The organism is Schaedlerella sp. (assembly GCF_056796775.1).
Map to the genome: position 1 here is coordinate 83,511 of NZ_JBQIKP010000010.1, position 23,208 is coordinate 106,718.

The 23,208-nt window shown below is 52.4% G+C and carries 23 protein-coding genes and 2 pseudogenes; 20 read left to right on the forward strand and 5 right to left on the reverse strand.

Annotation, left to right across the window (positions count from 1 at the left end; all coding sequences use genetic code 11):
- The first annotated feature begins 1 nt into the window (after window position 1).
- Window positions 2-2,653, forward strand: a complete 2,652-nt coding sequence (locus ACTOY7_RS07235; protein WP_482574469.1) for a DEAD/DEAH box helicase family protein — start codon at window positions 2-4, stop codon at window positions 2,651-2,653.
- A 24-nt stretch (window positions 2,654-2,677) separates the two neighbouring features.
- Here the strand turns inward: ACTOY7_RS07235 and ACTOY7_RS07240 are convergent, their stop codons facing one another.
- The 5 genes from ACTOY7_RS07240 to ACTOY7_RS07260 form a co-directional block, all read right to left on the reverse strand.
- Complete coding sequence (locus tag ACTOY7_RS07240) at window positions 2,678-4,660, reverse strand: DNA polymerase (protein ID WP_482574478.1); 1,983 nt, start codon at window positions 4,658-4,660, stop codon at window positions 2,678-2,680.
- Window positions 4,661-4,848: 188 nt separating this feature from the next.
- On the reverse strand, window positions 4,849-5,460 hold the full coding sequence (locus ACTOY7_RS07245; RefSeq protein WP_482574467.1) for a hypothetical protein: 612 nt from the start codon (window positions 5,458-5,460) through the stop codon (window positions 4,849-4,851).
- 71 nt (window positions 5,461-5,531) lie between these two features.
- Window positions 5,532-6,095, reverse strand: coding sequence for a DUF2815 family protein (locus ACTOY7_RS07250; protein ID WP_482574465.1), 564 nt, complete (start codon window positions 6,093-6,095; stop codon window positions 5,532-5,534).
- Window positions 6,092-7,246: a DUF2800 domain-containing protein gene (locus ACTOY7_RS07255; RefSeq protein WP_482574463.1), complete on the reverse strand. Its 1,155-nt coding sequence runs from the start codon at window positions 7,244-7,246 to the stop codon at window positions 6,092-6,094. The genes ACTOY7_RS07250 and ACTOY7_RS07255 overlap by 4 nt, the downstream gene beginning before the upstream one ends.
- Window positions 7,239-7,619: a hypothetical protein gene (locus tag ACTOY7_RS07260; RefSeq protein WP_482574461.1), complete on the reverse strand. Its 381-nt coding sequence runs from the start codon at window positions 7,617-7,619 to the stop codon at window positions 7,239-7,241. The genes ACTOY7_RS07255 and ACTOY7_RS07260 overlap by 8 nt, the downstream gene beginning before the upstream one ends.
- A gap of 510 nt (window positions 7,620-8,129) precedes the next feature.
- Here ACTOY7_RS07260 and ACTOY7_RS07265 point away from each other — a divergent pair.
- The 19 genes and pseudogenes from ACTOY7_RS07265 to ACTOY7_RS07355 form a co-directional block, all read left to right on the forward strand.
- Complete coding sequence (locus ACTOY7_RS07265) at window positions 8,130-10,409, forward strand: phage/plasmid primase, P4 family (protein ID WP_300808985.1); 2,280 nt, start codon at window positions 8,130-8,132, stop codon at window positions 10,407-10,409.
- Window positions 10,410-10,553: 144 nt separating this feature from the next.
- A complete protein-coding gene (locus ACTOY7_RS07270; protein WP_482574459.1) occupies window positions 10,554-10,835 on the forward strand; it encodes a VRR-NUC domain-containing protein in 282 nt (93 codons plus the stop codon).
- Window positions 10,816-12,192, forward strand: a complete 1,377-nt coding sequence (locus ACTOY7_RS07275) for an SNF2-related protein (RefSeq protein ID WP_482574457.1) — start codon at window positions 10,816-10,818, stop codon at window positions 12,190-12,192. The genes ACTOY7_RS07270 and ACTOY7_RS07275 overlap by 20 nt, the downstream gene beginning before the upstream one ends.
- Window positions 12,176-12,412 carry a hypothetical protein gene (locus ACTOY7_RS07280; protein WP_300808982.1) on the forward strand — a complete coding sequence of 79 codons (237 nt, stop codon included), beginning with the start codon at window positions 12,176-12,178 and terminating at the stop codon, window positions 12,410-12,412. Before ACTOY7_RS07275 ends, ACTOY7_RS07280 begins: the two co-directional genes overlap by 17 nt.
- Window positions 12,409-12,828, forward strand: coding sequence for a hypothetical protein (locus ACTOY7_RS07285; protein WP_300808980.1), 420 nt, complete (start codon window positions 12,409-12,411; stop codon window positions 12,826-12,828). Before ACTOY7_RS07280 ends, ACTOY7_RS07285 begins: the two co-directional genes overlap by 4 nt.
- Before the next feature lie 118 nt (window positions 12,829-12,946).
- Window positions 12,947-13,303, forward strand: coding sequence for an HNH endonuclease (locus ACTOY7_RS07290; RefSeq protein WP_482574455.1), 357 nt, complete (start codon window positions 12,947-12,949; stop codon window positions 13,301-13,303).
- A 109-nt stretch (window positions 13,304-13,412) separates the two neighbouring features.
- Window positions 13,413-13,952 carry a P27 family phage terminase small subunit gene (locus ACTOY7_RS07295; RefSeq protein WP_482574453.1) on the forward strand — a complete coding sequence of 180 codons (540 nt, stop codon included), beginning with the start codon at window positions 13,413-13,415 and terminating at the stop codon, window positions 13,950-13,952.
- A gap of 220 nt (window positions 13,953-14,172) precedes the next feature.
- Window positions 14,173-14,655: pseudogene (locus tag ACTOY7_RS07300) on the forward strand (ParB/Srx family N-terminal domain-containing protein); the annotation flags it as partial.
- A 100-nt stretch (window positions 14,656-14,755) separates the two neighbouring features.
- Window positions 14,756-15,784 carry a DNA cytosine methyltransferase gene (locus tag ACTOY7_RS07305; protein ID WP_489744060.1) on the forward strand — a complete coding sequence of 343 codons (1,029 nt, stop codon included), beginning with the start codon at window positions 14,756-14,758 and terminating at the stop codon, window positions 15,782-15,784.
- Between the two features lie 169 nt (window positions 15,785-15,953).
- Window positions 15,954-17,555, forward strand: a complete 1,602-nt coding sequence (locus ACTOY7_RS07310) for a terminase large subunit (RefSeq protein ID WP_482574476.1) — start codon at window positions 15,954-15,956, stop codon at window positions 17,553-17,555.
- A 386-nt stretch (window positions 17,556-17,941) separates the two neighbouring features.
- A complete protein-coding gene (locus ACTOY7_RS07315) occupies window positions 17,942-18,283 on the forward strand; it encodes a hypothetical protein (RefSeq protein WP_300808972.1) in 342 nt (113 codons plus the stop codon).
- Between the two features lie 103 nt (window positions 18,284-18,386).
- Window positions 18,387-19,733, forward strand: a complete 1,347-nt coding sequence (locus ACTOY7_RS07320) for a phage portal protein (RefSeq protein ID WP_482574474.1) — start codon at window positions 18,387-18,389, stop codon at window positions 19,731-19,733.
- Window positions 19,633-20,472 carry a head maturation protease, ClpP-related gene (locus tag ACTOY7_RS07325; RefSeq protein WP_482574449.1) on the forward strand — a complete coding sequence of 280 codons (840 nt, stop codon included), beginning with the start codon at window positions 19,633-19,635 and terminating at the stop codon, window positions 20,470-20,472. The genes ACTOY7_RS07320 and ACTOY7_RS07325 overlap by 101 nt, the downstream gene beginning before the upstream one ends.
- A gap of 16 nt (window positions 20,473-20,488) precedes the next feature.
- Complete coding sequence (locus ACTOY7_RS07330) at window positions 20,489-21,706, forward strand: phage major capsid protein (RefSeq protein ID WP_482574447.1); 1,218 nt, start codon at window positions 20,489-20,491, stop codon at window positions 21,704-21,706.
- Window positions 21,707-21,730: 24 nt separating this feature from the next.
- Window positions 21,731-22,006: a head-tail connector protein gene (locus ACTOY7_RS07335; protein ID WP_482574445.1), complete on the forward strand. Its 276-nt coding sequence runs from the start codon at window positions 21,731-21,733 to the stop codon at window positions 22,004-22,006.
- Window positions 22,006-22,347, forward strand: a complete 342-nt coding sequence (locus ACTOY7_RS07340; protein ID WP_482574443.1) for a phage head closure protein — start codon at window positions 22,006-22,008, stop codon at window positions 22,345-22,347. The genes ACTOY7_RS07335 and ACTOY7_RS07340 overlap by 1 nt, the downstream gene beginning before the upstream one ends.
- Window positions 22,348-22,349: 2 nt before the next feature.
- Complete coding sequence (locus ACTOY7_RS07345; RefSeq protein ID WP_482574472.1) at window positions 22,350-22,730, forward strand: HK97 gp10 family phage protein; 381 nt, start codon at window positions 22,350-22,352, stop codon at window positions 22,728-22,730.
- A gap of 7 nt (window positions 22,731-22,737) precedes the next feature.
- Entirely contained in the window at window positions 22,738-23,055 is a 318-nt protein-coding gene (locus ACTOY7_RS07350; protein ID WP_482574441.1) for a hypothetical protein, read from the forward strand.
- Between the two features lie 3 nt (window positions 23,056-23,058).
- Window positions 23,059-23,208, forward strand: a pseudogene (locus ACTOY7_RS07355) (major tail protein); the annotation flags it as partial.

The following is a 23,208-nucleotide window of genomic DNA, read 5'->3' on the forward strand; positions in this document are numbered from 1 at the left end:
AATGGCATTTTTGTACGAGAAGATAGATGTATTGCGCGAATATGGAAGTTCTATTTCTCTTCCGGCATACGTATCAGAAAACTTGAATCAGGATTTTGAATTAAGACCATATCAGAAAATGGCCTTTGAAAATTTTATTACCTATTTTGAGGGTGCAAATTGTCCAAAACCGACACAGGTGTTATATCATATGGCGACTGGAAGCGGGAAAACTTTGATTATGGCGGGGCTTATGCTGTATCTTTACAAGAAGGGATATCGAAATTTTCTTTTTTTTGTTAATCTGTCAAATATTGTAGAAAAGACGAAAAATAATTTTTGTAATCCTGCATCGTCAAAATACCTGTTTGCGGAAAACATACTTATAGACGGTGAAAATGTTCGCGTCAATCAAGTGGATAACTTTCAATATGCTGAAAAAGATGCAATCAATATTTGTTTTACCACTACGCAGGGGCTTCATATGGATATGTGGATGGCAAAGGAAAATGGTATGTCCTTTGACGACTTCGAGGATCGAAAGGTAGTGCTGATTTCCGATGAAGCGCATCATCTGAATGTTGAGACCAAAAAGAAAATGTCCGCTGATGAAGAGTCAAATTATCGCTCATGGGAGCAGACTGTAAAGAATATTTTTGGTAGAAACTCTGGGAATGTTCTCTTGGAATTTACGGCCACATGTGATATTGCAAATCCCGCAATACGGGCTGCGTATGAGAATAAGATTATTTTTGATTACACGCTGGCAAAATTTTATGGGGATCGGTATTCAAAGGATATCGTAACGCTTCGGTCAGACTTGACCATTATGGAGCGTGCGTTGCAGGCATTGGTTTTGAGTCAATATAGATTAAAGGTATTTCAAGATTATCGATTGGCAATAAAGCCTGTGGTTTTATTCAAGGCGGCAAAAATTGCAGACAGTAAGGATTTTATGAACGGCTTTATCGATATGGTTAAAAAACTGTCTGGGGCAAAGTTGCAGAATCTTTCAAATACAGCGAACAATGAAGTTATGCAAAAAGCATTCCAATATTTTATGAATAACGGAATCACTATGGATGTTCTGGCAGCAGAGCTGCGAGATGATTTTGCTGAGGCACATTGTGTATCTGTCAATGATGATAAGGATGCAACGCAGAAACAGATTCTACTTAATTCTCTTGAAGATGCGGATAATCCATACCGTGCGATTTTTGAGGTCAAAAAACTGGATGAAGGATGGGATGTGCTTAATCTGTTTGATATAGTAAGGCTGTATGAAACAAGGCAATCCGGAAGGGCTAAATTGTCTCCAGCGACAATAGCGGAAGCTCAGCTTATCGGGAGAGGCGCGAGATATTGTCCTTTCCAGGTAGAAGAACAACAACAAAAATTTCAGCGAAAATATGATGATGATGTAATGTGTGAATTACGTGTGTGCGAGACGTTATATTATCATTGCCAAAATGATCATCGTTATGTTGCTGAACTGAAAAATGCTTTAAGAGAAATAGGCTTAGATACGGATAAGATTGTACAGAAGGAATATGTGCTTAAAGATGATTTCAAAAAAGATGAAATATATACGAATGGTATAGTGTTCATTAATGAGAGAGAGGTGAAGAGCCGAAAAGATGTAAAGGGGCTTAATCCTATTGTCAGAGATGATATTTATAGATTTCAGGCTTCCGCTGGAGCATCAGGAATGGATATTGTAATGGATGAGACAGCAAAACCTATAGATGAAAAAATTGAATTGAAGACGGCACATATGACAATAAAAGAGATTGCTGACATTAATTATGCAATCGTAAATAAGGCCTTGATGCGGTATCCGATTTTCAAGTTCAATACATTGAAATCATATTTTCCGAATATCGATTCGACAAGGCAGTTTATTACGGATAAGGAATATCTTGGTGCGGTGAGGATTGATATACAGAGTAAAGAAAAGCAGCCAACGATGGAGATCATGTACCATGCAGTATATTATGTTTTGGGAAAAATTGCCGCCAGCATTTCTGAAATTGAGGAAACTTATTTAGGTACAACGGAGTTCCAGCCAAAGAGAGTGAGGGACATTTTCCGAAATAAGACAGTAAATTATACCGATCCACATGATGGCGGAGTTGGAGTGTCGCAGAAAGATGATTCTGTAAGAAAAGAGTGGAGAATTGATCTGGCAGATAAAGATTGGTTCGCCTACACGGATAATTATGGAACATCGGAGGAAAAGGCATTTGTATCTTATTTTAGCGGCTGTGTCGATGAACTAAAGAAAGCTTATAACAAAGTATATTTGCTTAGGAATGAAAGAGAGTTCCATATTTATTCATTCGAGGACGGTGAAAGATTCGAGCCTGATTATGTCCTTTTATTGCAAAAACAAAAGACGGATGGTTTTGAGCAGTTGCAGATTTTTATTGAACCCAAAGGATCACAATTGCTGGAAAAGGATGCATGGAAGGAGAAGTTTCTTCTTCAGTTAAAAGAGAATGCCGAACCGGTGAAGATTTTTAAAGATGACAACGACTATCGAATATGGGGATTTCATTTCTTTAATCAAGAGAATAGAATGCAGGATTTTGATATTGATATGATGGGAGTTGTAAAAGGTGTTGGAAAACATATTCTAGCATATGCAGATGCAATTGGAAATAATAATGTGTAGAGGGAAGGACTGGCCGGGTTTTGGTCAGTCCTTTTTATAAAACGAGGTCTCATATCCATCTCCGCGAATCAGGATATCCGGCATCCAGTCCGGAGAGCGGCTCATCTGGGCACAGACGGCATCCAGAGAGACTTCCGGGCGGCATTCAATAATAAGTTCATCATGGACATGGCCGACAATGAAACAGTGGGAGAGATTACGCATGGCGAAGCAGAGGAGGTCACGGCTGACAGCCTGGACGATGTTCTCCACGAATTTGGGGCCGTAGGATTCGATGCGTTCCCATTTCTTTGTAGCACCCACGCCTTCATAGGTGACGGACTCCCCGCCGAACCTGTTTTCCCCGATCTTCGGCTTTACGTAAGAAAGGTTCCTGCCAGAGGGGAGAGTGATGAAGAGCATGCCGCTTTTGCACTCAAAACGGATGCCGTTCACGCATGTCCGCATGCGCTGTCGGATGGCGGTTTTCACTGCGGCGTCAACATCCCACCAGAACCTTACGATGTTTGGGTTGGATGCGCGCCATGCATCCACAAGGGGGCGGAGTTCGTTTTCGGAAAGTCCCATCTCAAGAGCACCCATTGAAGTCAGGGCACCCACGGATCCGCCGTATCCGAGGGCGAGTTCCGCTATTTTTCCTTTCTGCCGGAGGTGGCTGTTGATGCCGTGCTTTTCGACAGGGACGTGGAACATCTGGCTTGCGCTGGCGCAGTAGATGTCTTTCCCCTCCGCAAATACTCTGGATCGCCAGGTCTCTTTAGCCAGATACGACAGGACACGGGCTTCAATGGCGGAATAGTCGCAGACAATGAACTTGCATCCGCTTCTGGGAATAAATGCTGTTCTGATGAGCTGTGAGAGTGTGTCAGGGATATCTTCATATAAAAGCTCCATTGTCTCATAATCACCGGAGCGGATCAGTTCACGGGCTTCCGCAAGGTCTGTCATATGGTTCTGGGGGAGGTTCTGCAGCTGGATGAGCCTGCCCGCCCATCTGCCGGAGCGGCTGGCACCGTAGAACTGGAACATGCCGTGTGCCCGTCCGTCATTGCAGACGGCGTTCTGCATCGCCTGGTATTTCTTCACGGAAGATTTGGCAAGCTGGAGACGGAGCTGCAGGGCTTTTTTCAATTTATCCGGGGCATCCAGGATGAGCCTTGCGATATCTTTTTTACCGAGGGATTCTGTCTCCATGCCGTTGTCTGCGAGCCATTGTTTCATCTGCACCACACTGTTGGGATTTTCCAGGCTGGTGATGCTTTTCATGGTCTCCATGAGTTCTGATTTGGAGCGTTCATCAAAGCGGATGGCATTTTCTACAACATCCATGTCAAGGGCAATTCCTCTGTCGTTGATTTCCTGATCCAGGCGGTATTCTTCCCAAATGTTCTCCGGAACGGGGTATTTTGCAAGACGTTTTTGGATGGATATTTCCACTTCCACATCCCTCTTGTTGTAGTTCTTGAAGAGGTTCCATTTTTCTGTATCGTGGTGCGGGAGGTTTCTGGTGCGCCCGCCGTTCGACTTTGTGGGCTTGCAGGGAACGCAGAAATATTTGAGGAGGTCTTTGCCTTCCGCCAGTTTCTGCTCTTCCAGTCCGAGGACGGCGCCCGCTCCTGCAAGGGAGAGTGGAAGTCCTAAATATGCGGACCATATCATGCTGCATCTCCATGAGGACGGATCCAGAAATGCGCCTGCGGGATCCCCAGGGGCGCTGTAGCCGGTGAAATGTTCCGGGCGGTTTTTTAGGAGCCAGTTGGAAAGGCAGACGCGCTCAAAGGATGCGTTGAAGGCCCATTTGATAACGTCCGGATCGGAGAGGGCCGCAAGGATTTCCCGCGGGATTTCTTCCCCTGCCGTAAGGTCAATGACGGATACGCTGCCGCCGTTGGCAGCATATCCGAAAAGGAGGATTTCAAAGGCATCCGATTCTGCGTATTTGTAAACGCCGCATTTATTCAGGTCAGCATCTGAAAATGTCTCAATGTCAATGCTCAGCGTTTTTATTTTCATCTGACGAGTCCTCTCTCTTTCTGATTTTTCTTATAAGGGATTTTATAAGAATTATGAGTCCTTCTATGATTGTGGAAATATAGAAGCCTATACCGGCACAGCATAGAGAGACGAGGAGAAAGAATGTAATGACTGTATTCCAGCTGCTCATTTGCGCGATGGTTTCCGTAGTAAACATGTTTTTACGCCTCCTTTCCATGCCTGCCGTCTCCGGCGGTAATCTTTTTTGACTGCCCTGGCAGCAGGCTTAATCCCAGGTCATTTAAGGATTTCCGCACGTCTTCGTAATGGTCTGGCTCCTGAGCGTCATTCTCATAGGGGACATTGAAGGAATTTGTGACAGGGTGTCCGCACCAATGGTTGTTTTCAAGGTATTCCATTCGCTGCTGCAGCTGCAGATACTCATTGCAGAGAATGACGGCCGGAGCACCAATCTCCTGAAGGTGCCTGGCACGCTGATTCCGCATGTGTACATTGTTCAGGAAAAAGAGGATGTCAAAGCAGCTATTAAAATCTTCTATTTCTGTAAGGATGTTATTTACATTGATACAGCGAATGGACGCGTCAGGCAGTCCGAGGGACTGGCGGTAGACGCAGACGGCTTCCGAGCCGTAGAAGAAAATGTCCGGAAGTTTTACGCCCTTTGTGTTCTCAATGAACGTAAGTCCGGATGCGGATACCGTGATAAACAGGTGGCTGCATAGGAGCTTCCCGGCGGTTTTCTGCTGTTCTTCGGTCATGTCCGCAAGGGATTTTCGGAGTATGATTGGTTTGTATAATGAAATGTTGTTCATGCGATTCTCCTTCTTTCTCATAAATACAGGCGGCAGCAGTGCCGCCGCCCTTGTGGGTATGCAGGTGGTTATCAGCTGAGGAAATCGTCATCATCCTCCGTGTCGAAGTCATCCTCTGCCCTGGACTTGCCGCCGAGGGGCTCGCCGTCGGAGATTTTCTGCAGGTTGTTCAGGCCGCAGGCAATCCCTTTGTTGCCGTTGCTGTTGAAGGCGTAGAAGTTGACCGATGCCCTGCCGTACACGCCGGAATATACTTCGGAGCGTTCCAGGATCGGGTTCTTGTCAGCGTCCACGATGCCGGGGGCTGTGCTGCTGTTGGCGTTGACAAAATAGCTGTTTTTATATGCCTCATCATCCGGGCGTTCCGCATCGCCGTCGCGCAGGGGAGTCTTCAGGACGGAGAGGGCGGGGACGCTCCTGCCGCTGCCCTTCAGTTTTGACTCGCCCTCTTCGTATGCCGCCTGGATGGCCGCCTCGATTTTTGCAATCGTCTTTGTGTCGGATTTCGGGATGATGAGGCTGACGCTGTACTTCGGTGCGCCGCCGTTGATTGACTTGGGATCCCAGACGTTGGCGTAGCTCCATCTGGTTCTGGGACCGGTGATTACTTTCGTGCGGTTTACAATTTTGCTCATGATTCATTTCCTCCTTCATTTTCACTAAAATCCTCTGCCGCGGATGCGGCTTTGCTGCTGTCCATGGCCGGGCGTTTGTCACTTTCCGGAACCAGGGTCGGTTTCCCGGGCGGTTTGTGCACGAGTCCGCCTAAAAGCTCCTCGAACTTCTTTTTTCCGAGAAGGGATGTCATGGCGGTGATGCCTAACAGCTTCTTTTCATAGGGATCATATCCTGCGCTTGTCACGGCATCCGCTACGGCGCTGTCATCCGTAAACCTGCGGTTTGACCTGCCCTCCACGACTTTCCAGCCTTCATAATGGGTGCCGGACTGTGCTTGGCGGAGCGCGAATTCCTTGATGTCGTTGGCCCATGCCACAAGTTCATCCGCCTTTCCGAGGATAGCGGCGATCTCTGTGTCGTCCAGGTTTGCAGGCATCTCAAAGTCATATCTGGCAAGCTCTAGGTTATACTCCGCACGTTTTCGGCAGTCTGCTTTTGCTTTGCAGAACTGGCACCAGCTTCCCGCCTGGAATTCCCCTTCGCCGTTGTAGGCGAGTTCGGCAATGGGTTTCAGGCAGGTATCCGCCCATTCCAGGAGCGCTTTTTTGCTGATGGTGCAGGTGCTGATGTTCTCACGGCGGGGCTGGAAGATGGTCATTTTTACGGATTCAATATCATAGATGCCGTCATAGGTATCCAGCGCGCCTAAGGCATAGCACATCATCTGGGGGTTGTCCTCGGCATCCACTAGGATGCCCTGGCCATACTTGAAATCTATGATGTGGAGTACCTTGTCTGCCACAATCAGGCAGTCGCCCGTGCCAAAGCCGCCCGGCACCCATCGGGAAAAATCCAGACGCTGCTCTACCAGGGCTTTCGGATCCCTGCAGTAATTTTTGGCATCCTCTAACTGCTCGATGACGAAGGAGCAGTATTGGCCGGTGCAGGAATCCATCTCCTCATCAAAAAAATCCAGATGCCCTGCGGGGTTATCCGTCGGTATGCCGAGGGCGCTTAATACTTTGTATTCACAGAGCTCATGTGCATCCGTGCCCTGCTGTGCGTAGGGGCTTGATTCGTCTTTCATCTCTGCGCACAGCTTTGCCGAAGGCGGACATTTCAGCCATCTGTGGCTTGCCGAGGCGGAGAGGTATGCATGCTTAGCCATCGGTCAGTCCCTCCGCTTCTTTCACAAGCGCGGGATAGCTTTCTGCCGGGACGTCCGTCAGGCTGCCGCCGCTGCCGTATTTTCTCACAAGGGCTTTTACTTCCGTTTTGAACCGGCCACCTGCTTCATTGGCTTTCTTTGCGAGAATGCCGCGGACATCTTCCTTTGAATACTGCGGTTCTGCCGCTGCGGGTGCTTTCGATTCATTTTTCTTTTCTGCGTTCGGGGCTTTCTTTCCCTTCAGCTTTTCTGTCGGCGCGGCTTCATCCGCTTGGGAGTAAAAATCTTTCAGGGCTCTGCCTGTCGCTGCCAGTGTCTCTCCGCATGCGATGAGATTGTCGATGATCATGGAGAGTTCATTCATTTTTCCCATTTTGTCATTCTCCTTTTTGTGAATATTGTCTTGCCTGTTTCTGCCGCCTTTGGGGCTGTCCCTGGGCGGCTTATTGAATTGTTTTTTCTGTTGCCATTGGCACCTCGCTTTCTGAACGGCTTCCCTCCTGTTCTGGAGGTCTATGTACCCGGGAATGGGATTTTCCGGTTTTTCAAAGAATTTTTTTGAAAAATTTATGAGCCAGATGTTTCCCTTCTTTTTGCAGAGGTCTATGTACCTGGCGCGGCGGTTTTCCGATTTTTTGCGTAAAAAAATTGCAGATTCGTTGGACTTAATTTAAGGAAGTAATTCATCATGCAGAAAAATTTTGCAAAACCGCTGCAGATTTACCGGAAAAAGGCGCGGACGGGTACATAGACCTTTGGAAGGGGTGGGAACGCCCTTGCTGTTTTTGGGAGAGGGGTGGTCTGATGGGGGATCTTATATGAATCTGGGAAGGATGCGGGCTGAAATAACAGCAGAGAAGAACAAAATATGGGAGGTGTGCGGATGCGGTTTGTTTTGCAGACAGCCAATGTGGCGGCGGATGCCAAAAACTGTGTTTATCCAAACAGGGTGGAGGTTTCATCCGGGGATGGGTTGAAGGCAGCGGCGAGGTTTGACCATGTGTGCGGTGAATTTAAGAAGAATTACAGGAATATCAGCAATTTCATCCGGTCGGATGTGGTTGTGATGGACTGCGATAATGACCACACGGAGGATCCGGAGGACTGGATCACCTTTGGGAAACTGGAGGTACTTTTTGAGGAAGTGAATTACGCGGCGGTGCCGAGCCGCAGCCACATGAAGGAAAAAGACGGGAAGGCGGCGAGACCAAAGTTCCATGTCTATTTCCAGATAGAGGGGACGGGGGATGCGGAGTATTATGCGGCGCTCAAGCGGGCAGTCCGGAGGATGTATCCGTTTTTTGATGATAATGCCCTGGATGCGGCAAGGTTTCTGTTTGGTTCTGATGCGGATGAAGTTGTCTGGCATGAGGGGTGGATAAACATTGATGAGGAAGTTATGCCGGAGACAGAAGAGGAAGAAGATACGGACGAGGGCTACAGTTACGGAGGCGGTGTCATCCTGCAGGGTTCGAGGAATAAGACGCTGTCCCATTTTGCGGGCAGGGTTTTGAAGAGGTTCGGGGAGACGGACAAGGCAAGGCAGATGTTTCTGGATGAGGCGGCGAAGTGTGACCCGCCTTTGGAGAGAGAAGAACTGAAGACTATCTGGTATTCAGCGCTGAAGTTTTTCAGGAACAAAGTGAAGACTCAGCCAGGGTATGTGTCGCCGGATGAGTACGATCCGGATTTTGGAACGGGTTCTTTAAGGCCAGAGGATTATTCTGATATTGGGCAGGCGAAGGCGCTCGTTAAGGAATACGGGGATGAGCTGAGATATTCGGATGCCACGGATTATTTAAGGTATGACGGTGATGCCTGGATTGAGGACAGACAGCTGGCGGTTGGGGCGATGGAAGAGTTCCTTGACCTGCAGCTGGCGGATGCGGAGGAATGCCTGGAAAATGCGGAAAAGGCGCTTATGTCCGCGGGCATGGATGAAAGGGACTTGAAGCAGACGGGCAAAGCTCTTGAGAAGGCTGTTCCGACAGGTGCGTTCAAGCTGTACCTGATGCTCCTGAAGGCAAGGAATTACCAGGCATTCGTAATGAAGCGTAGGGATTTTAAATATGTGGTATCTGCCCTTAATGCGGCAAAGCCGATGCTTGCGGTGGATGTCGCGGATCTGGATAAGGCTGAAAACCTTCTGAATACGCCCTATGCTACGTTTGATTTGTCAAAGGGACTGGCGGGGGCGCGGTCGCATAATCCGGAAGACCTTATCACAAAGATTACGGCAGTGCCGCCGTCTGATGAGGGGAAAGATGTCTGGGAGAAGTGTCTTGACCTGTTCTTCTGCGGGGACCAGGAGCTGATTAGTTATGTGCAGTTCGTGGTAGGGCTTGCGGCGGTCGGCAGGGTATATCAGGAGCATCTCATCATTGCGTATGGAGGCGGCGCCAACGGGAAGAGCACTTTCTGGAATACGGTTTCCAGGGTGATGGGGACGTACAGCGGCAAGCTGTCGGCGGAGACGCTGACTGTGGGGTGCAAAAGGAATGTAAAGCCGGAGATGGCAGAGCTGAAAGGAAAAAGGCTCATCATTTCATCGGAGATGGAGGAGGGGATGCGTCTGAATACGGCTGTGGTGAAGCAGCTCTGCTCCACGGATGAGATTTTTGCGGAAAAGAAGTACAAGGCTCCGTTCGCTTTCACGCCGAGCCATACGCTGGTTCTTTATACGAACCATCTGCCGAAAGTCGGGGCAAATGATGACGGCATCTGGCGCAGGCTGATTGTCATTCCATTCAATGCGAAGATTACAGGGGACAGCGACATCAAGAATTATGCGGATTACCTGTATGGGAGCGCGGGCGGGTACATCCTGGAGTGGATCATTGAGGGAGCGAAGAGGGCGATTGATGCGGGATTCAAGACGGAACTTCCACAGGTGGTAAAGGATGCCATTCGGGAGTACCGTGAGGATAATGACTGGCTGGGGCATTTCCTTGAGGAATGCTGTGACATGGATGCTTCCTATACGGAAAAATCCGGGGAGCTCTACCAGCGGTACCGTGAATATTCGATCCAGAATGGCGAATTCACAAGGCAGATCGGGGATTTTGTGGCTGCCTTGGAGAATGCCGGCTACAACAGGCGCAAGACGAAAGCGGGCAAGTTTTTCTATGGGCTGAAGCTGAAGGACGGGCAGGATTTCTTATAGGATTCCAGGCATAGGTGACGGGTGGTGACGGCTGATACGAAAACCCCGTATAAGGTGTTTTTAGTGCTGGCCATTCTTATATAAAGAGTTTTAGGGAGGTCTGTCACCACCCGGCACTTTCAGGGATTTGACGGAGGTTTGGCGATGCGGGAGAAGAGCATTGAGCAGGAATTGGTAAAGGAAGTTAAGAAGCGGGGAGGCATATGCCCTAAATGGGTGTCTCCGGGATTTGACGGGGTGCCGGACAGGATTGTTTTATTGCCGGGCGGGCATTTCGGGTTCGTGGAGGTGAAGGCTCCGGGGGAGAAGCCCAGGGCACTGCAGAGATCAAGGCACAGGCTTTTTGAAAAATTGGGATTTGCCATGCACATTCTTGACGGGAAAGAGCAGATTGGAGGGATTTTAGATGAAATACAGTCCGCATGATTATCAAAAATTTGCAGTGAAATTCATATTGGAGCATCCTATAGCGGCCATATTTTTGGATATGGGGATGGGGAAAAGCTCGGTAACGCTGACGGCAGTCATGGAACTGATGTATAACCGGTTTGAGGTGTCAAAGGTTCTGATTGTGGCGCCGCTGAGGGTATGCAGGTATACATGGCCGCAGGAAATTATGAAGTGGGATCATCTGAAAGGGCTGCGGTATTCCGTAGCGGCAGGTACGGCGGCGGAGAGGAAGAAGGCGCTGGAGACGGATGCGGATATCTATATCATCAACAGGGAGAACATCCCGTGGCTGATTGATGGGAGCGGGCTGCCGTTTGATTATGACATGCTTGTGATCGATGAACTTTCTTCCTTTAAGAACCATCAGGCAAAGAGGTTCAGGGCGCTCATGAAGGTGCGGCCGTTTATCAGGCGGGTTGTCGGGCTGACGGGCACGCCTTCATCCAACGGACTCATGGATTTATATGCGGAATTCAAAGTGCTGGATATGGGGAAGAGGCTTGGACGTTTTATAGGGCAGTACAGGAATGCCTATTTCAGGCCGGACAGGACGAACGGGCAGATAGTTTACAGCTACAAACTCCTGCCGGGGGCGGATGAAAAGATTTATGACAGGATTTCGGATATCACGATTTCCATGAAAGGTACGGATTATCTGGATATGCCGGAGCTTGTGAATTCCCGTTATAAGGTTTACATGGATGCGGATGAAGAGGAGGCCTATGAGGGGTTGAAAAAGGAGTTCGTGTTATCTCTTCCGGGCGGAGAGGTGACGGCTGCCAATGCGGCCGCCCTGTCCGGAAAGCTGCTGCAGATGAGTAATGGGGCGGTCTATACCGATGACAGGGAAGCGTATTTTATCCATGACAGAAAACTGGATGCCCTGGAGGATATCATCGAGGCGGCAAATGGCAGGAGCGTCCTTATAGCCTATTGGTTCCAGCATGATCTGGAGAGGATAACGGACAGGCTTTCTGAAAGGAAAATTTATTTTGAAAGACTGGATTCCGATGCGGGCATCCGGAAATGGAATGCGGGGGAAATCCCTGTGGGACTGATCCATCCGGCATCCGCCGGGCATGGCTTGAATTTGCAGGAAGGCGGCAGCTTCCTTGTGTGGTTTGGGCTGACGTGGAGCCTTGAACTGTACCAGCAGACTGTAGCCAGGCTGTGGAGGCAGGGGCAGCAGTCGGGAACGGTGATTGTGCAGCATATTGTAACGGCAGGGACGATTGATGAGGATGTGCTGGATGCGTTGGAGTATAAAGAGGCAACGCAGTCAAAACTGATTGCGGCTGTCAAAGCGGAGGTGGGAGATGGCAAAGAGAGTTGAAGGAAACCCCTATGAAAACCTTGCGAATGGTATCATAGTGCAGGCGTGCGATGATTACCGGGCAGAACTGAGAAAGATTAAGAAGAATCCATGGAATCGGGATTCCGTTGATGAGGCAATGAGGATTGAACGGTTTTTCCATTCCAGGTGGTTCAGCACATTGACGGCGGTGGATGGGGATTTCCTCATTTTGAAGATGCGGGAGGAGGCGACAGCGTGATTGCAAAGGAATATTTATCACAGGCTTATTATCTGGATCAGAGGATCAACAGTAAGATTGAGCAGATTGCATCCCTGAATGAATTGGCAAGGAAAGCCACGGTCACCATCAGTGACATGCCGGGAAATCCAAACAGGGGAAAGGCCGCAATGGCGAGTGCCGTGGAGAAGATTATTGACCTGGAAGCGGAGATTAATGCGGAAGTTGAAAAGCTGGTGGATCTGAAAGTGGAGATTACCAAAGCGATTAAACAGGTGGGGGATCGTAATTATCAGGTGCTTTTGGAGAAAAGATATCTCTGTTTCCAGACATGGGAGGACATCTCTGCGGAATTAGGATGGAGTTTAAGGTGGACACATGTCCTGCATGGAAAGGCATTGGCGGAACTGGATGAAAAAATAAATAATGCACACTAATTCACTGTTATTCCTATGGATGCGTGTTATTATGGTAGTATCGAAAAACAGAACACGAGGCGAGCCCGTTGGGAGGAAATCCTGCCGGGCTTTTTTACGCCCAGAGGGAGGTGGGAAGATGCCGAGGAAGCCGAAACACCCATGCGGGTATCCGGGATGCCCGGAGCTGACGGACGGCAGGTATTGTGAGAAACATGCCAGGGTGATGAACAAAAGGTACGAGAAGTACGGAAGGAACCCGGAGGCGAAGAAGCGTTACGGCAGGGCGTGGAAGAGGATACGTGACAGATATGCGGCACAGCATCCGCTTTGTGAGCAGTGCCTAGCGGCAGGCGTGGCCGTGCCGGTGGAGGAGGTGCACCACAAGATACCGCTGAGTGAAGGTGGCACGCATGACCGGGGGAACCTGATCTCGCTGTGCAAGTCGTGTCACTCGCGGATCCATGCGGAACGCGGAGACCGGTGGGGCAGGTAGGGGCGTGTGAATCTCCACAGCCCTTCCCATGGGGAACGGGGCGGGGGTCACACGCACAAAAAGCGGAAATCAAACGGGGTATTATCCCCTGCAGGAGAGGGGGAGGAGAATGGCAAAGGACGGGACTACCAGGGGCGGCGCAAGAACCGGAGCCGGACGGAAACCTAAGGCGCTGGCGGAGAAGATCGGCGAGGGCGGCAGCGCGGCGGTGATGGACCTGCCGGAGCCGCCTGCGATTGACGGCGCGGATATGCCGCCGGTAAAGGATTACCTGAAAGCGGCGCAGAAAAGCGGGAAGGACCTTTGCGCGGCGGAGGTCTATGAGGAGACCTGGAAGTGGCTGAAGGAGCGGGGGTGCGAGAGGTTCGTGGGCGTGCAGCTTGTGGAGCAGTATGCCATGTCGGTGTCCAGATGGATCCAGTGCGAGGAATGTATTTCCGAATACGGGTTCCTGGCGAAGCACCCAACGACAGGGAACGCCATTGCCTCGCCGTATGTTTCCATGTCCCAGCAGTATATGAAACAGGTCAACCAGGTCTGGTACCAGATCTACCAGGTTGTGAAGGAGAACTGTTCCGTGGCATGGCAGGGGGCCACGCCGCAGGATGACGTGATGGAGCGGCTGCTCCGGGCAAGGAATGGGGTGTGACGGGATGGGGACGGAGAAGGACTGGACAGGAAACGGGATGGGCATGTATGCGGCTCTGGACGTATCCAGCCACAGTAAGTGAGCTCGTCAAGGCTGGGATGCGAAAGGAACGGTGATTTTGTGAAGATGCCTTCCAGCGCGGTGGCATATGCGTGGTTTGTGTGGGAAAAGGGATATGCCGGTGATCCGGCCATCAAGTGGATAAATTGAAGGAGGCAGCATGGGAATGGAAAATAAGATGCAGATGGTGGAGATATCCAGGCTGGTGCCGTATGTGAATAACGCGAGGACACATTCAGCGGCGCAGATCAGCAAGCTCAGGGCATCCATCCGTGAGTTTGGGTTCATCAACCCGGTCATCATTGACGGGAATTATGGAATCATTGCAGGGCACGGCAGGGTTGTGGCGGCACAGGAAGAAGGGCTTGCAGAAGTGCCCTGTGTGCTTGTGGACCATCTGACGGAGGCGCAGAAGAAAGCGTACATCCTGGCGGATAACCGGTATGCGCAGGATGCCGGGTGGGATGAGGAGCTTCTGCGGATTGAGATTGAGGGCCTGCAGGCGGAGTCTTTTGATGTGTCGCTGACGGGCTTCCGGGATGATGAGATCACGGATCTGTTTGCCCTGAAAGATGATGGGCCGGATGATCCGGAGGGCAACAATAAAGAATTCGGTGAGGAGGATTTTGCAGATGAAGAATTCCAGCATGAGTGCCCGAGATGCGGGTTCCGTTTCAACAGCAATGAAACCGGCAGTGGCAGCAGGAAACAGGATGCCGGCAGCAGTGGGGATGAATGAGGGTATGCCGGGGCATAAGTTCCCCTGGAACTGGCGGCTCGCTGACCTGGAAAAAGTGGGGAAGAATGGGAAAACGGTGTTTTCCTGTTTTTCCTGCGGCGGTGGTTCCAGTATGGGCTATAAGCTGGCGGGATATATGGTGCTGGGAAACTGTGAGATTGACCCGGAGATGGAGAAGGTCTATCAGGCAAACCATCATCCGAAATACACTTACCTGATGGACATACGGGAATTCAATGAGCAGAAGGCCTATCCGGACGAATTGAAAAACCTGGATATCCTGGACGGATCGCCGCCCTGCTCCGTGTTCTCGGACGCAGGCGACCGGGAAAAAGGCTGGGGCAGGGAGAAGCAGTTCCGGGAGGGGCAGAAGAAGCAGAGGCTGGATGACCTTTTCCTGCATTTCATCCATACGGCGGAAATTTTGCAGCCGAAAGTGGTGATTGCGGAGAATGTGAAAGGGCTGGTGCGTGGGAATGCGAAGGGGTATGTGAATGAGCTCCTGAAGGCGTTCCGGGCGGCAGGCTATGTGACGCAGATTTTTCTTCTGGACGCGCAGACCATGGGGGTGCCGCAGAGGAGGCAGAGGGTTTTCTTCGTGGCGCACAGGAAGGATCTGGGGCTGCCGAAGCTGGAGCTGGAATTCCATGAGAAGCCGATCCCGTTCGGGGAGGTGCGCAGTAAGCGCGGCATCCCGCTCCTTAACTGCATGATGGCGGAACTGGTCGGGAAACGGAAAAAAGGGGATACCTGCTTTTCGGATATTTCCGAGAGGGAGCGGGGGAAGCGTTCCATGTTCACGGACAGGATTGTGGCGGACGGGAAGATCGCCCCGACGAATACGGCCAGCGGCATGGCGGTGAGGTTCGTGGACGGGGAGAGGTATTCCGTCCATGACTATGTGGCCACGCAGACTTTCCCGCAGGATTATGATTTCCTGGACCAGTTGCCGCAGTACATCTGCGGGATGAGTGTGCCGCCGGTGATGATGGCGCAGATTGCGGGGGCGGTCTATGAGCAGTGGCTGAAATGACAGGCGGTGGGGATGTTCGGATGTCTGCATCAATGGAGGAGCCTTGTTGGGCTGTCCTTGTGGGAAATGACAAGTTGCTGCCTGTCCCGGTGTCTGTGTTTCCAGGAAATGGTTACGGTGTATTTGATGTGGGGAAGGATGCGGCAGGGAGGAGGTGAGGCTGGTGACGATGCGGAAGCTGAAGAAGTATAAGCCCACGAAGTTTCGGGCGCGGGGGTCTGTGTATGATAAGGCGGCTGCGGATTATGCGGTCAGCTTCATTGAGTGCCTGTGCCATACGAAGGGAACCTGGGCGGGGAAGCCTTTTGAGCTGATTGACTGGCAGGAGCAGATTATCCGGGACGTGTTCGGGACGGTCAAGGGGAACGGGTACCGGCAGTTCAACACAGCCTATGTGGAGATACCGAAGAAGCAGGGGAAGAGCGAGCTGGCGGCAGCCGTGGCGCTGCTCCTGACCTGCGGGGACGGGGAGGAGCGCGCGGAGGTGTATGGGTGTGCGGCTGACCGGCAGCAGGCTTCCATTGTGTTTGAGGTGGCGGCGGACATGGTGCGGATGTGCCCGGCGCTGAACAGGCGGGTGAAGATACTGGCATCCCAGAAGAGGATCGTGTACCAGCCGACGAATTCCTTTTACCAGGTGCTGTCAGCGGAGGCTTATTCCAAGCATGGGTTCAATATCCACGGGGTTGTCTTTGACGAGCTGCATACCCAGCCGAACCGGAAGCTGTTTGACGTGATGACGAAGGGCTCCGGGGATGCCAGGATGCAGCCTTTGTATTTTCTGATCACCACGGCGGGGACGGACACGAATTCCATCTGTTATGAGACGCACCAGAAGGCCGTGGATATTTTGGAGGGGCGCAAGGCTGACCCTACTTTCTATCCGGTGATCTATGGGGCGGATGAGGCGGCCGACTGGACGGACCCGAAGGTGTGGAAGAAGGCGAACCCGTCCCTGGGCATCACGGTGGGGCTGGACAAGGTGAAGGCGGCGTGCGAGTCGGCGAAGCAGAACCCGGGGGAGGAGAATTCCTTCCGGCAGCTACGGCTGAACCAGTGGGTGAAGCAGGCCGTCCGGTGGATGCCGATGGCGAAGTGGGACGCCTGCGGGTTCCGGGTGGACGCGGAGGGGCTGGAGGGGCGTGTGTGCTATGGAGGGCTGGACCTGTCTTCCACCACGGACATCACGGCCTTTGTGCTGGTGTTCCCGCCGCTGGATGAGGAGGATAAGTTCTGCGTGCTGCCTTATTTCTGGATACCGGAGGAGACGCTGGAGCTGCGGGTACGGCGTGACCATGTGCCTTATGACGTGTGGGCGCGGCAGGGGTTCCTGGAGACCACGGAGGGGAACGTGGTGCATTACGGGTATATCGAGAAGTTCATCGAGCGGCTGGGGGAGCGGTTCAATATCCGGGAGATCGCGTTTGACCGGTGGGGCGCGGTGCAGATGGTCCAGAACCTGGAGGGGATGGGGTTCACGGTGGTCCCGTTCGGGCAGGGGTTCAAGGACATGTCGCCGCCCACCAAGGAGCTGATGAAGCTGGTGCTGGAGCAGATGGTGGCACATGGCGGGCATCCGGTCCTTCGGTGGATGATGGACAATATCTTCATCCGGACGGATCCGGCGGGGAACATCAAGGCGGACAAGGAGAAGTCCACGGAGAAGATTGACGGCGCGGTCGCCATGATCATGGGGCTGGATCGGGCGATACGGTGTGGGAATGAGGTTTCGAAAAGCGTGTATGATTCCCGAGGCTTGCTCTTTGTGTAAAATATCTGTTGAGGTTTTGGGAATGAAGTGGTATCATTCTTATTGTAAATAGGCAGCCGTTAAAAGTATAGGTCATGAACCTCCAGATGTGATATCGGATAAGCAGGAATGGAGCGGCTGGGCTTACTGTGCTGTCTATCGTGTTTTGTAAACCCCTGTGGGACTATCAGGGATAAAGTGATTCCGGTTCACCCTGAGAAAGCGATGATAAACTCTCGGTAGGTAAATTGTTGTCCCATGGCGCTTTACACCATCTTTATGAAAAGGCAATCTTGATGGGTTGTCTTTAGTAATGCTGTGTGTAAAGCACCCGATCTGGATCATCCGAGTCTGTACACATGGCAGTGTATGGGCTTTTTATTTTGATCCGGATTGGAGGTGGTAAAATGAAGATCACGAGAGAATTCGCGATGCGCCTATGGTTTCAGAATTATGGCTTTGCCGTATATGCGGAGGATTTCGACGGTGGCCTTATGTATAGGGAGGCTTACGGCGAAAGAAATTTTTTTATCTGGAAAAACCGAGAGAGAATCTATTGTGGGTGGAATGTCCATCATATTCTTCCAGTTAGCTGTGGCGGGACGAATGCGGAAAGCAACCTAATCTGCACGAATATCATTACAAATGATGCTGCTGGTGACAAGATTACTTACTGGATTGATGGAGCTTTGTATCAGGTCAAAAGAATTCAGGGTACAGGTCGGCATAGGATTGTCAGGTTGGCTTGAGAAAAGGGGCAGGCAAATCAAAGATTAAGATTTATTATGGAAAGCATCTGTCAGATTGGCAGGTGCTTTTATTATGGGCAGATTTTGGATAAGGGGGCAGGAGATGGGATTTTTCAGCGGTTTATTCAGGGGGCGGGATGCCCCGCAGGACAGGACTTCGGGGAGTTCCTACAGTTTCTTCCTTGGGAACAGCACCAGCGGGAAAAGGGTGAACGAGCGTTCCTCCATGCAGATGACGGCGGTGTACTCCTGCGTCCGTATCCTGTCGGAGGCGGTGGCGGGGCTGCCGCTGCATTTTTACAGATATACGGACAACGGCGGGAAGGAAAAGGCGGCGGACCACCCGCTGTATTTCCTGCTCCATGACGAGCCGAACCCGGAGATGACTTCCTTCGTGTTCCGTGAAACGCTGATGACGCACCTGCTCCTGTGGGGGAACGCCTACTCGCAGATCATCCGCAACGGCAAGGGGGAGGTTATTGGGCTGTACCCGTTGATGCCGGACAGGATGAATGTGGAGCGTGACAGCAAGGGGCAGCTCTATTACGAATACACGGTAAGCATGGATGACGCGCCCACGGTAAAGGGCAGCACGGTCGTCCTGCCGCCCACGGAGGTGCTGCATATCCCAGGGCTTGGCTTTGACGGTCTGGTGGGCTATTCCCCCATTGCCATGGCAAAGAACGCCATCGGCATGGCGATTGCCTGCGAGGAGTACGGGGCGAAGTTCTTCGCCAACGGCGCACAGCCGAGCGGCGTGCTGGAGCATCCGGGGACGCTTAAAGACCCGTCAAGGGTGAGAGAGAGCTGGCAGTCCACCTTCGGCGGCAGCCACAATGCCAACAAGGTGGCCGTTTTGGAGGAGGGGATGAAGTACACTCCGATTTCCATTTCCCCGGAACAGGCGCAGTTTCTGGAAACGAGGAAGTTCCAGATCAATGAGATCGCGCGGATTTTCCGTGTGCCTCCCCACATGGTAGGGGATCTGGAAAAGAGCAGCTTCTCCAACATCGAGCAGCAGAGCCTTGAGTTCGTGAAATACACCCTGAACCCGTGGGTGTCGAGGTGGGAGCAGTCCATGGCGCGGTCGCTGCTGACGGCAGAGGAAAAGAAAAAGTATTTCGTGAAATTCAACGTGGACGGCCTGCTCCGGGGCGACTACCAGAGCCGCATGAACGGATATGCCGTGGGGCGGCAGAATGGGTGGATGTCGGCAAACGACATCCGGGAGTTAGAGAACCTTGACCGCATCCCGGAGGAAGCGGGCGGCGACCTGTACCTCATCAACGGGAACATGATGCCGCTTTCCATGTCCGGGGCGGCATATCAAAAAGGGAAGGAGGAACCCAATGAAGACGAAGAAGTTCTGGAACTGGAAGAAAGTGAAAAACCAGGAAACGGGGGCGGAGGAGCGCGTCCTGGAACTGAGCGGCACCATCGCGGAAGATAGCTGGTTCGACGATGACGTCACGCCGCAGCTTTTTAAGGATGAGCTGAATGCCGGAAGCGGGGACATCACTGTGTGGATCAACTCGCCGGGCGGCGACTGCGTGGCGGCGGCACAGATCTACAATATGCTCTCCAACTATAAAGGCAGGGTAACTGTAAAAATAGATGGCATCGCCGCAAGCGCCGCCAGTGTGATTGCCATGGCGGGCGACACCGTCCTGGTATCCCCGGTTTCCATGCTGATGATCCACAACCCCGCCACCATCGCCTGGGGCGACCATGCCGAGATGCAGAAGGCCATGGATATGCTCGACCAGGTGAAGGAGTCCATCATAAACGCTTATGTGCTGAAGACCGGGCTTTCCCGCCCGAAGCTGTCGCATCTGATGGATGCGGAAACGTGGATGGACGCGAACAAGGCGGTGGAACTTGGCTTTGCGGATGACATCATGGCACGGGCAAAAACAGGGCCGGGGGAGGATGGCGAGGGGAATACAGACGGGGAGGATGGGGAGGAAAAGAAATCCCCTTCCGCCCACAGCCCCATGCTGTTCTCCCGCAGGGCGGCGGACAATGCCCTGCTGAATAAAGTGATTGCCAGATACGGGGAGAAAAAACCCAAGGCGGGCATCGGGGAGCAGGCGAAGATCCCTGCTCCGGGAGAGAAAGGCGCACCAAAAACAGAAACCGGCCGTTCCGTGGACGCACTCATGGAGCGGCTTAATTTATTAAAGCGATGAGAAGGAGGATTCCATTATGATGATTCTTGAACTGCGTGAGAAACGCGCAAAGGCATGGGAGGCGGCAAAGGCGTTCTTAGATTCCCACAGGAAGGAGAACGGCACCCTTTCCGCAGAGGATGACGCCGCATACACGAAGATGGAGCAGGAGATCACCGATTTGGGGAAGGAGATCGCAAGGCTGGAGCGGCAGGAGGCATTGGATGCGGAACTGAACCGCCCGGTCAACAAACCCCTCACGGGGAAGCCGGGCGGAAAGGCAGGGGCGGACGGCGCGGAGGATAAGACCGGGCGGGCTTCCGACGACTACCGGAAGAACTTCTGGAACGCCATGCGCTCCAAGATTCCGATGCCGGGTGTGACCAATGCCCTGCAGATCGGGACGGACTCCGAGGGCGGCTACCTGGTGCCGGATGAATATGAAAGGACGCTGGTGGAGGCTCTGGAGGAGGAGAACATCTTCCGCCAGATGGCGAAGGTCATCAAGACCTCCAGCGGCGACCGCAAGATCCCGGTGGTGGCATCCAAGGGCACGGCGTCCTGGATTGACGAGGAGGGCGCGTTCCCGGAGAGCGACGACTCCTTCGGTCAGGTATCCATTGGCGCTTACAAGTTAGGCACGCTGATCAAGGTTTCCGAGGAGCTTTTAAACGACAGCGTCTTTGACCTGCAGTCCTATATCTCCCGCGAGTTTGCTCGCCGTATCGGGGCGAAGGAAGAGGAGGCGTTCTTCACAGGGGACGGCAAGGGAAAGCCCTTGGGCGTGCTTGCGGCCACGGGCGGCGCGGAAACGGGCGTGACCGCCGCATCCGCCACGGCTGTGACGGCGGATGAGCTGATGGATCTGTATTATTCGCTGAAATCCCCGTACCGCAAGAAATCCGTGTGGGTGCTGAATGATTCCACCATCAAGGCCATCCGCAAGCTGAAGGACAATAACGGGCAGTACCTGTGGCAGCCGTCCCTGGCAGCCGGGACGCCGGACATGATCTTAGGCCGCCCCATCAAGACCTCGGCGTATATGCCGGCCATGGCCGCGGGCGCAAAGACCATCGCTTTCGGCGACTTTTCCTATTACTGGATTGCTGACCGGCAGGGGCGTTCCTTCAAGCGTCTGAACGAGCTGTTCGCGGCAAGCGGGCAGGTGGGCTTCCTTGCCTCGCAGCGTGTGGACGGGAAGATGATCCTTGCGGAAGCGGTGAAGGTGCTGGAACAGAAAGGGGCTTCGGCTTAAGGTTTTTCGGAGGGAGGTGGAGGCATGGCAGTGACGCTGGAAGAGATGAAGAACTACCTCCGTGTGGACTATGACGAGGACGATGCCCTGATCGAAAGCATCATTGGGGCGTCGGAACGCCTCTGCATGGACGTGGCGCGGATGGATTCAATGGAAGAGTTTTCTGCTGTGGAAAATGCCGGGATTGCCGTGCTGTATGCGGCGGCCTACATCTACGAACACCGGGAAGATGCCGACCACCGCGCCCTCACGCTCACCCTGCGGGCTTTGCTCTTTGGGGCAAGGAAGGAGGCGTTCTGATGGACGTGGCGGCAATGAATGTGCGGATCATGTTCCAGAAAAATGAAATGGTGTCCGATGCCATCGGGAACCATGAGAATGTGTGGACGGATTATTATTCCTGCCATGCCACCGTCAGCGATTCCCCGGGGAAGTCCTCTGCGGAATCCGAGGCGGCGGGGCAGACCGTGGAACATCCGGACATCAGCTTCACGGTGCGCTTCTGCCAGAAGGCAAAGGGTGTGGACACCACGGGTTTCCGCATTCTGTGGGACGGCGGCATTTATGACATTCTGAAAGTAGACCATCTGAACAATAAAAAACGGGCATTGAAATTCAAATGTGAGAAAGCGGGGCGGTAATGATGTCAGACAGGGTAAGGGTTGACCAGCTTGCAGCCGCAGTGATGGAGGGGTTGACGGAGTATGCGGACCTTGCGGCGGATAAGCTGAAAAAGGCGGTGAAGAAAGCGGGGGATTCCGTGAAAAAGGATATCCAGGAGGGAGCGCCGAAGGACACGGGCGCCTATGCGAAGAGCTGGTCTGTGAAGAACGTGAAGGAAACCTCCAACTCCATCGAGCTGGTGGTGCATTCCCGGAACCGCTACCAGATCTCGCACCTCCTGGAATTCGGCCACGCCAAACGGGGCGGCGGGCGCGTCCCTGGAAAAGCGCACATTGCGCCTGCGGAGAAACGGGCGGAGCGGACGCTGGAGCAGGAAATAGAAAAGGCTCTGAGGGGGTGATGTATTTATGGAAAAACTTGTAAGCATGATCGCGGAGATGGGGCTGTCTTTCGCCTATGACCATTTTGCGGAAGGGGAGTCGCCGGAGCCGCCGTTCCTCTGTTATCTTATTCCGGGGAGCGATAATTTTGCGGCGGACGGGAAAGTGTACCACAAGGGCGCAAACGTCCATGTGGAAATCTACACTGATAAGAAAGACCCAGCGCTGGAGAAAAAAGTGGAGGATGTGCTGGACGCGCATGAGGTTTTTTATAACAAATCGGAAACATGGATCGGCAGCGAGCATCTTTATGAGGCGCTGTATATTTTTGGATGGGAGGCATGACGGATGCAGAATAAAAAGAACAAAGTGAAATACAACCTTAAGAACACGCACTATGCGATGCTCACGGTTTCGGAGGACGGGGCGGTGTCCTATGGCACGCCCATCCCGATGCCCGGCTCGGTGTCCATCTCGCTGGACGCCAACGGCGAGCCG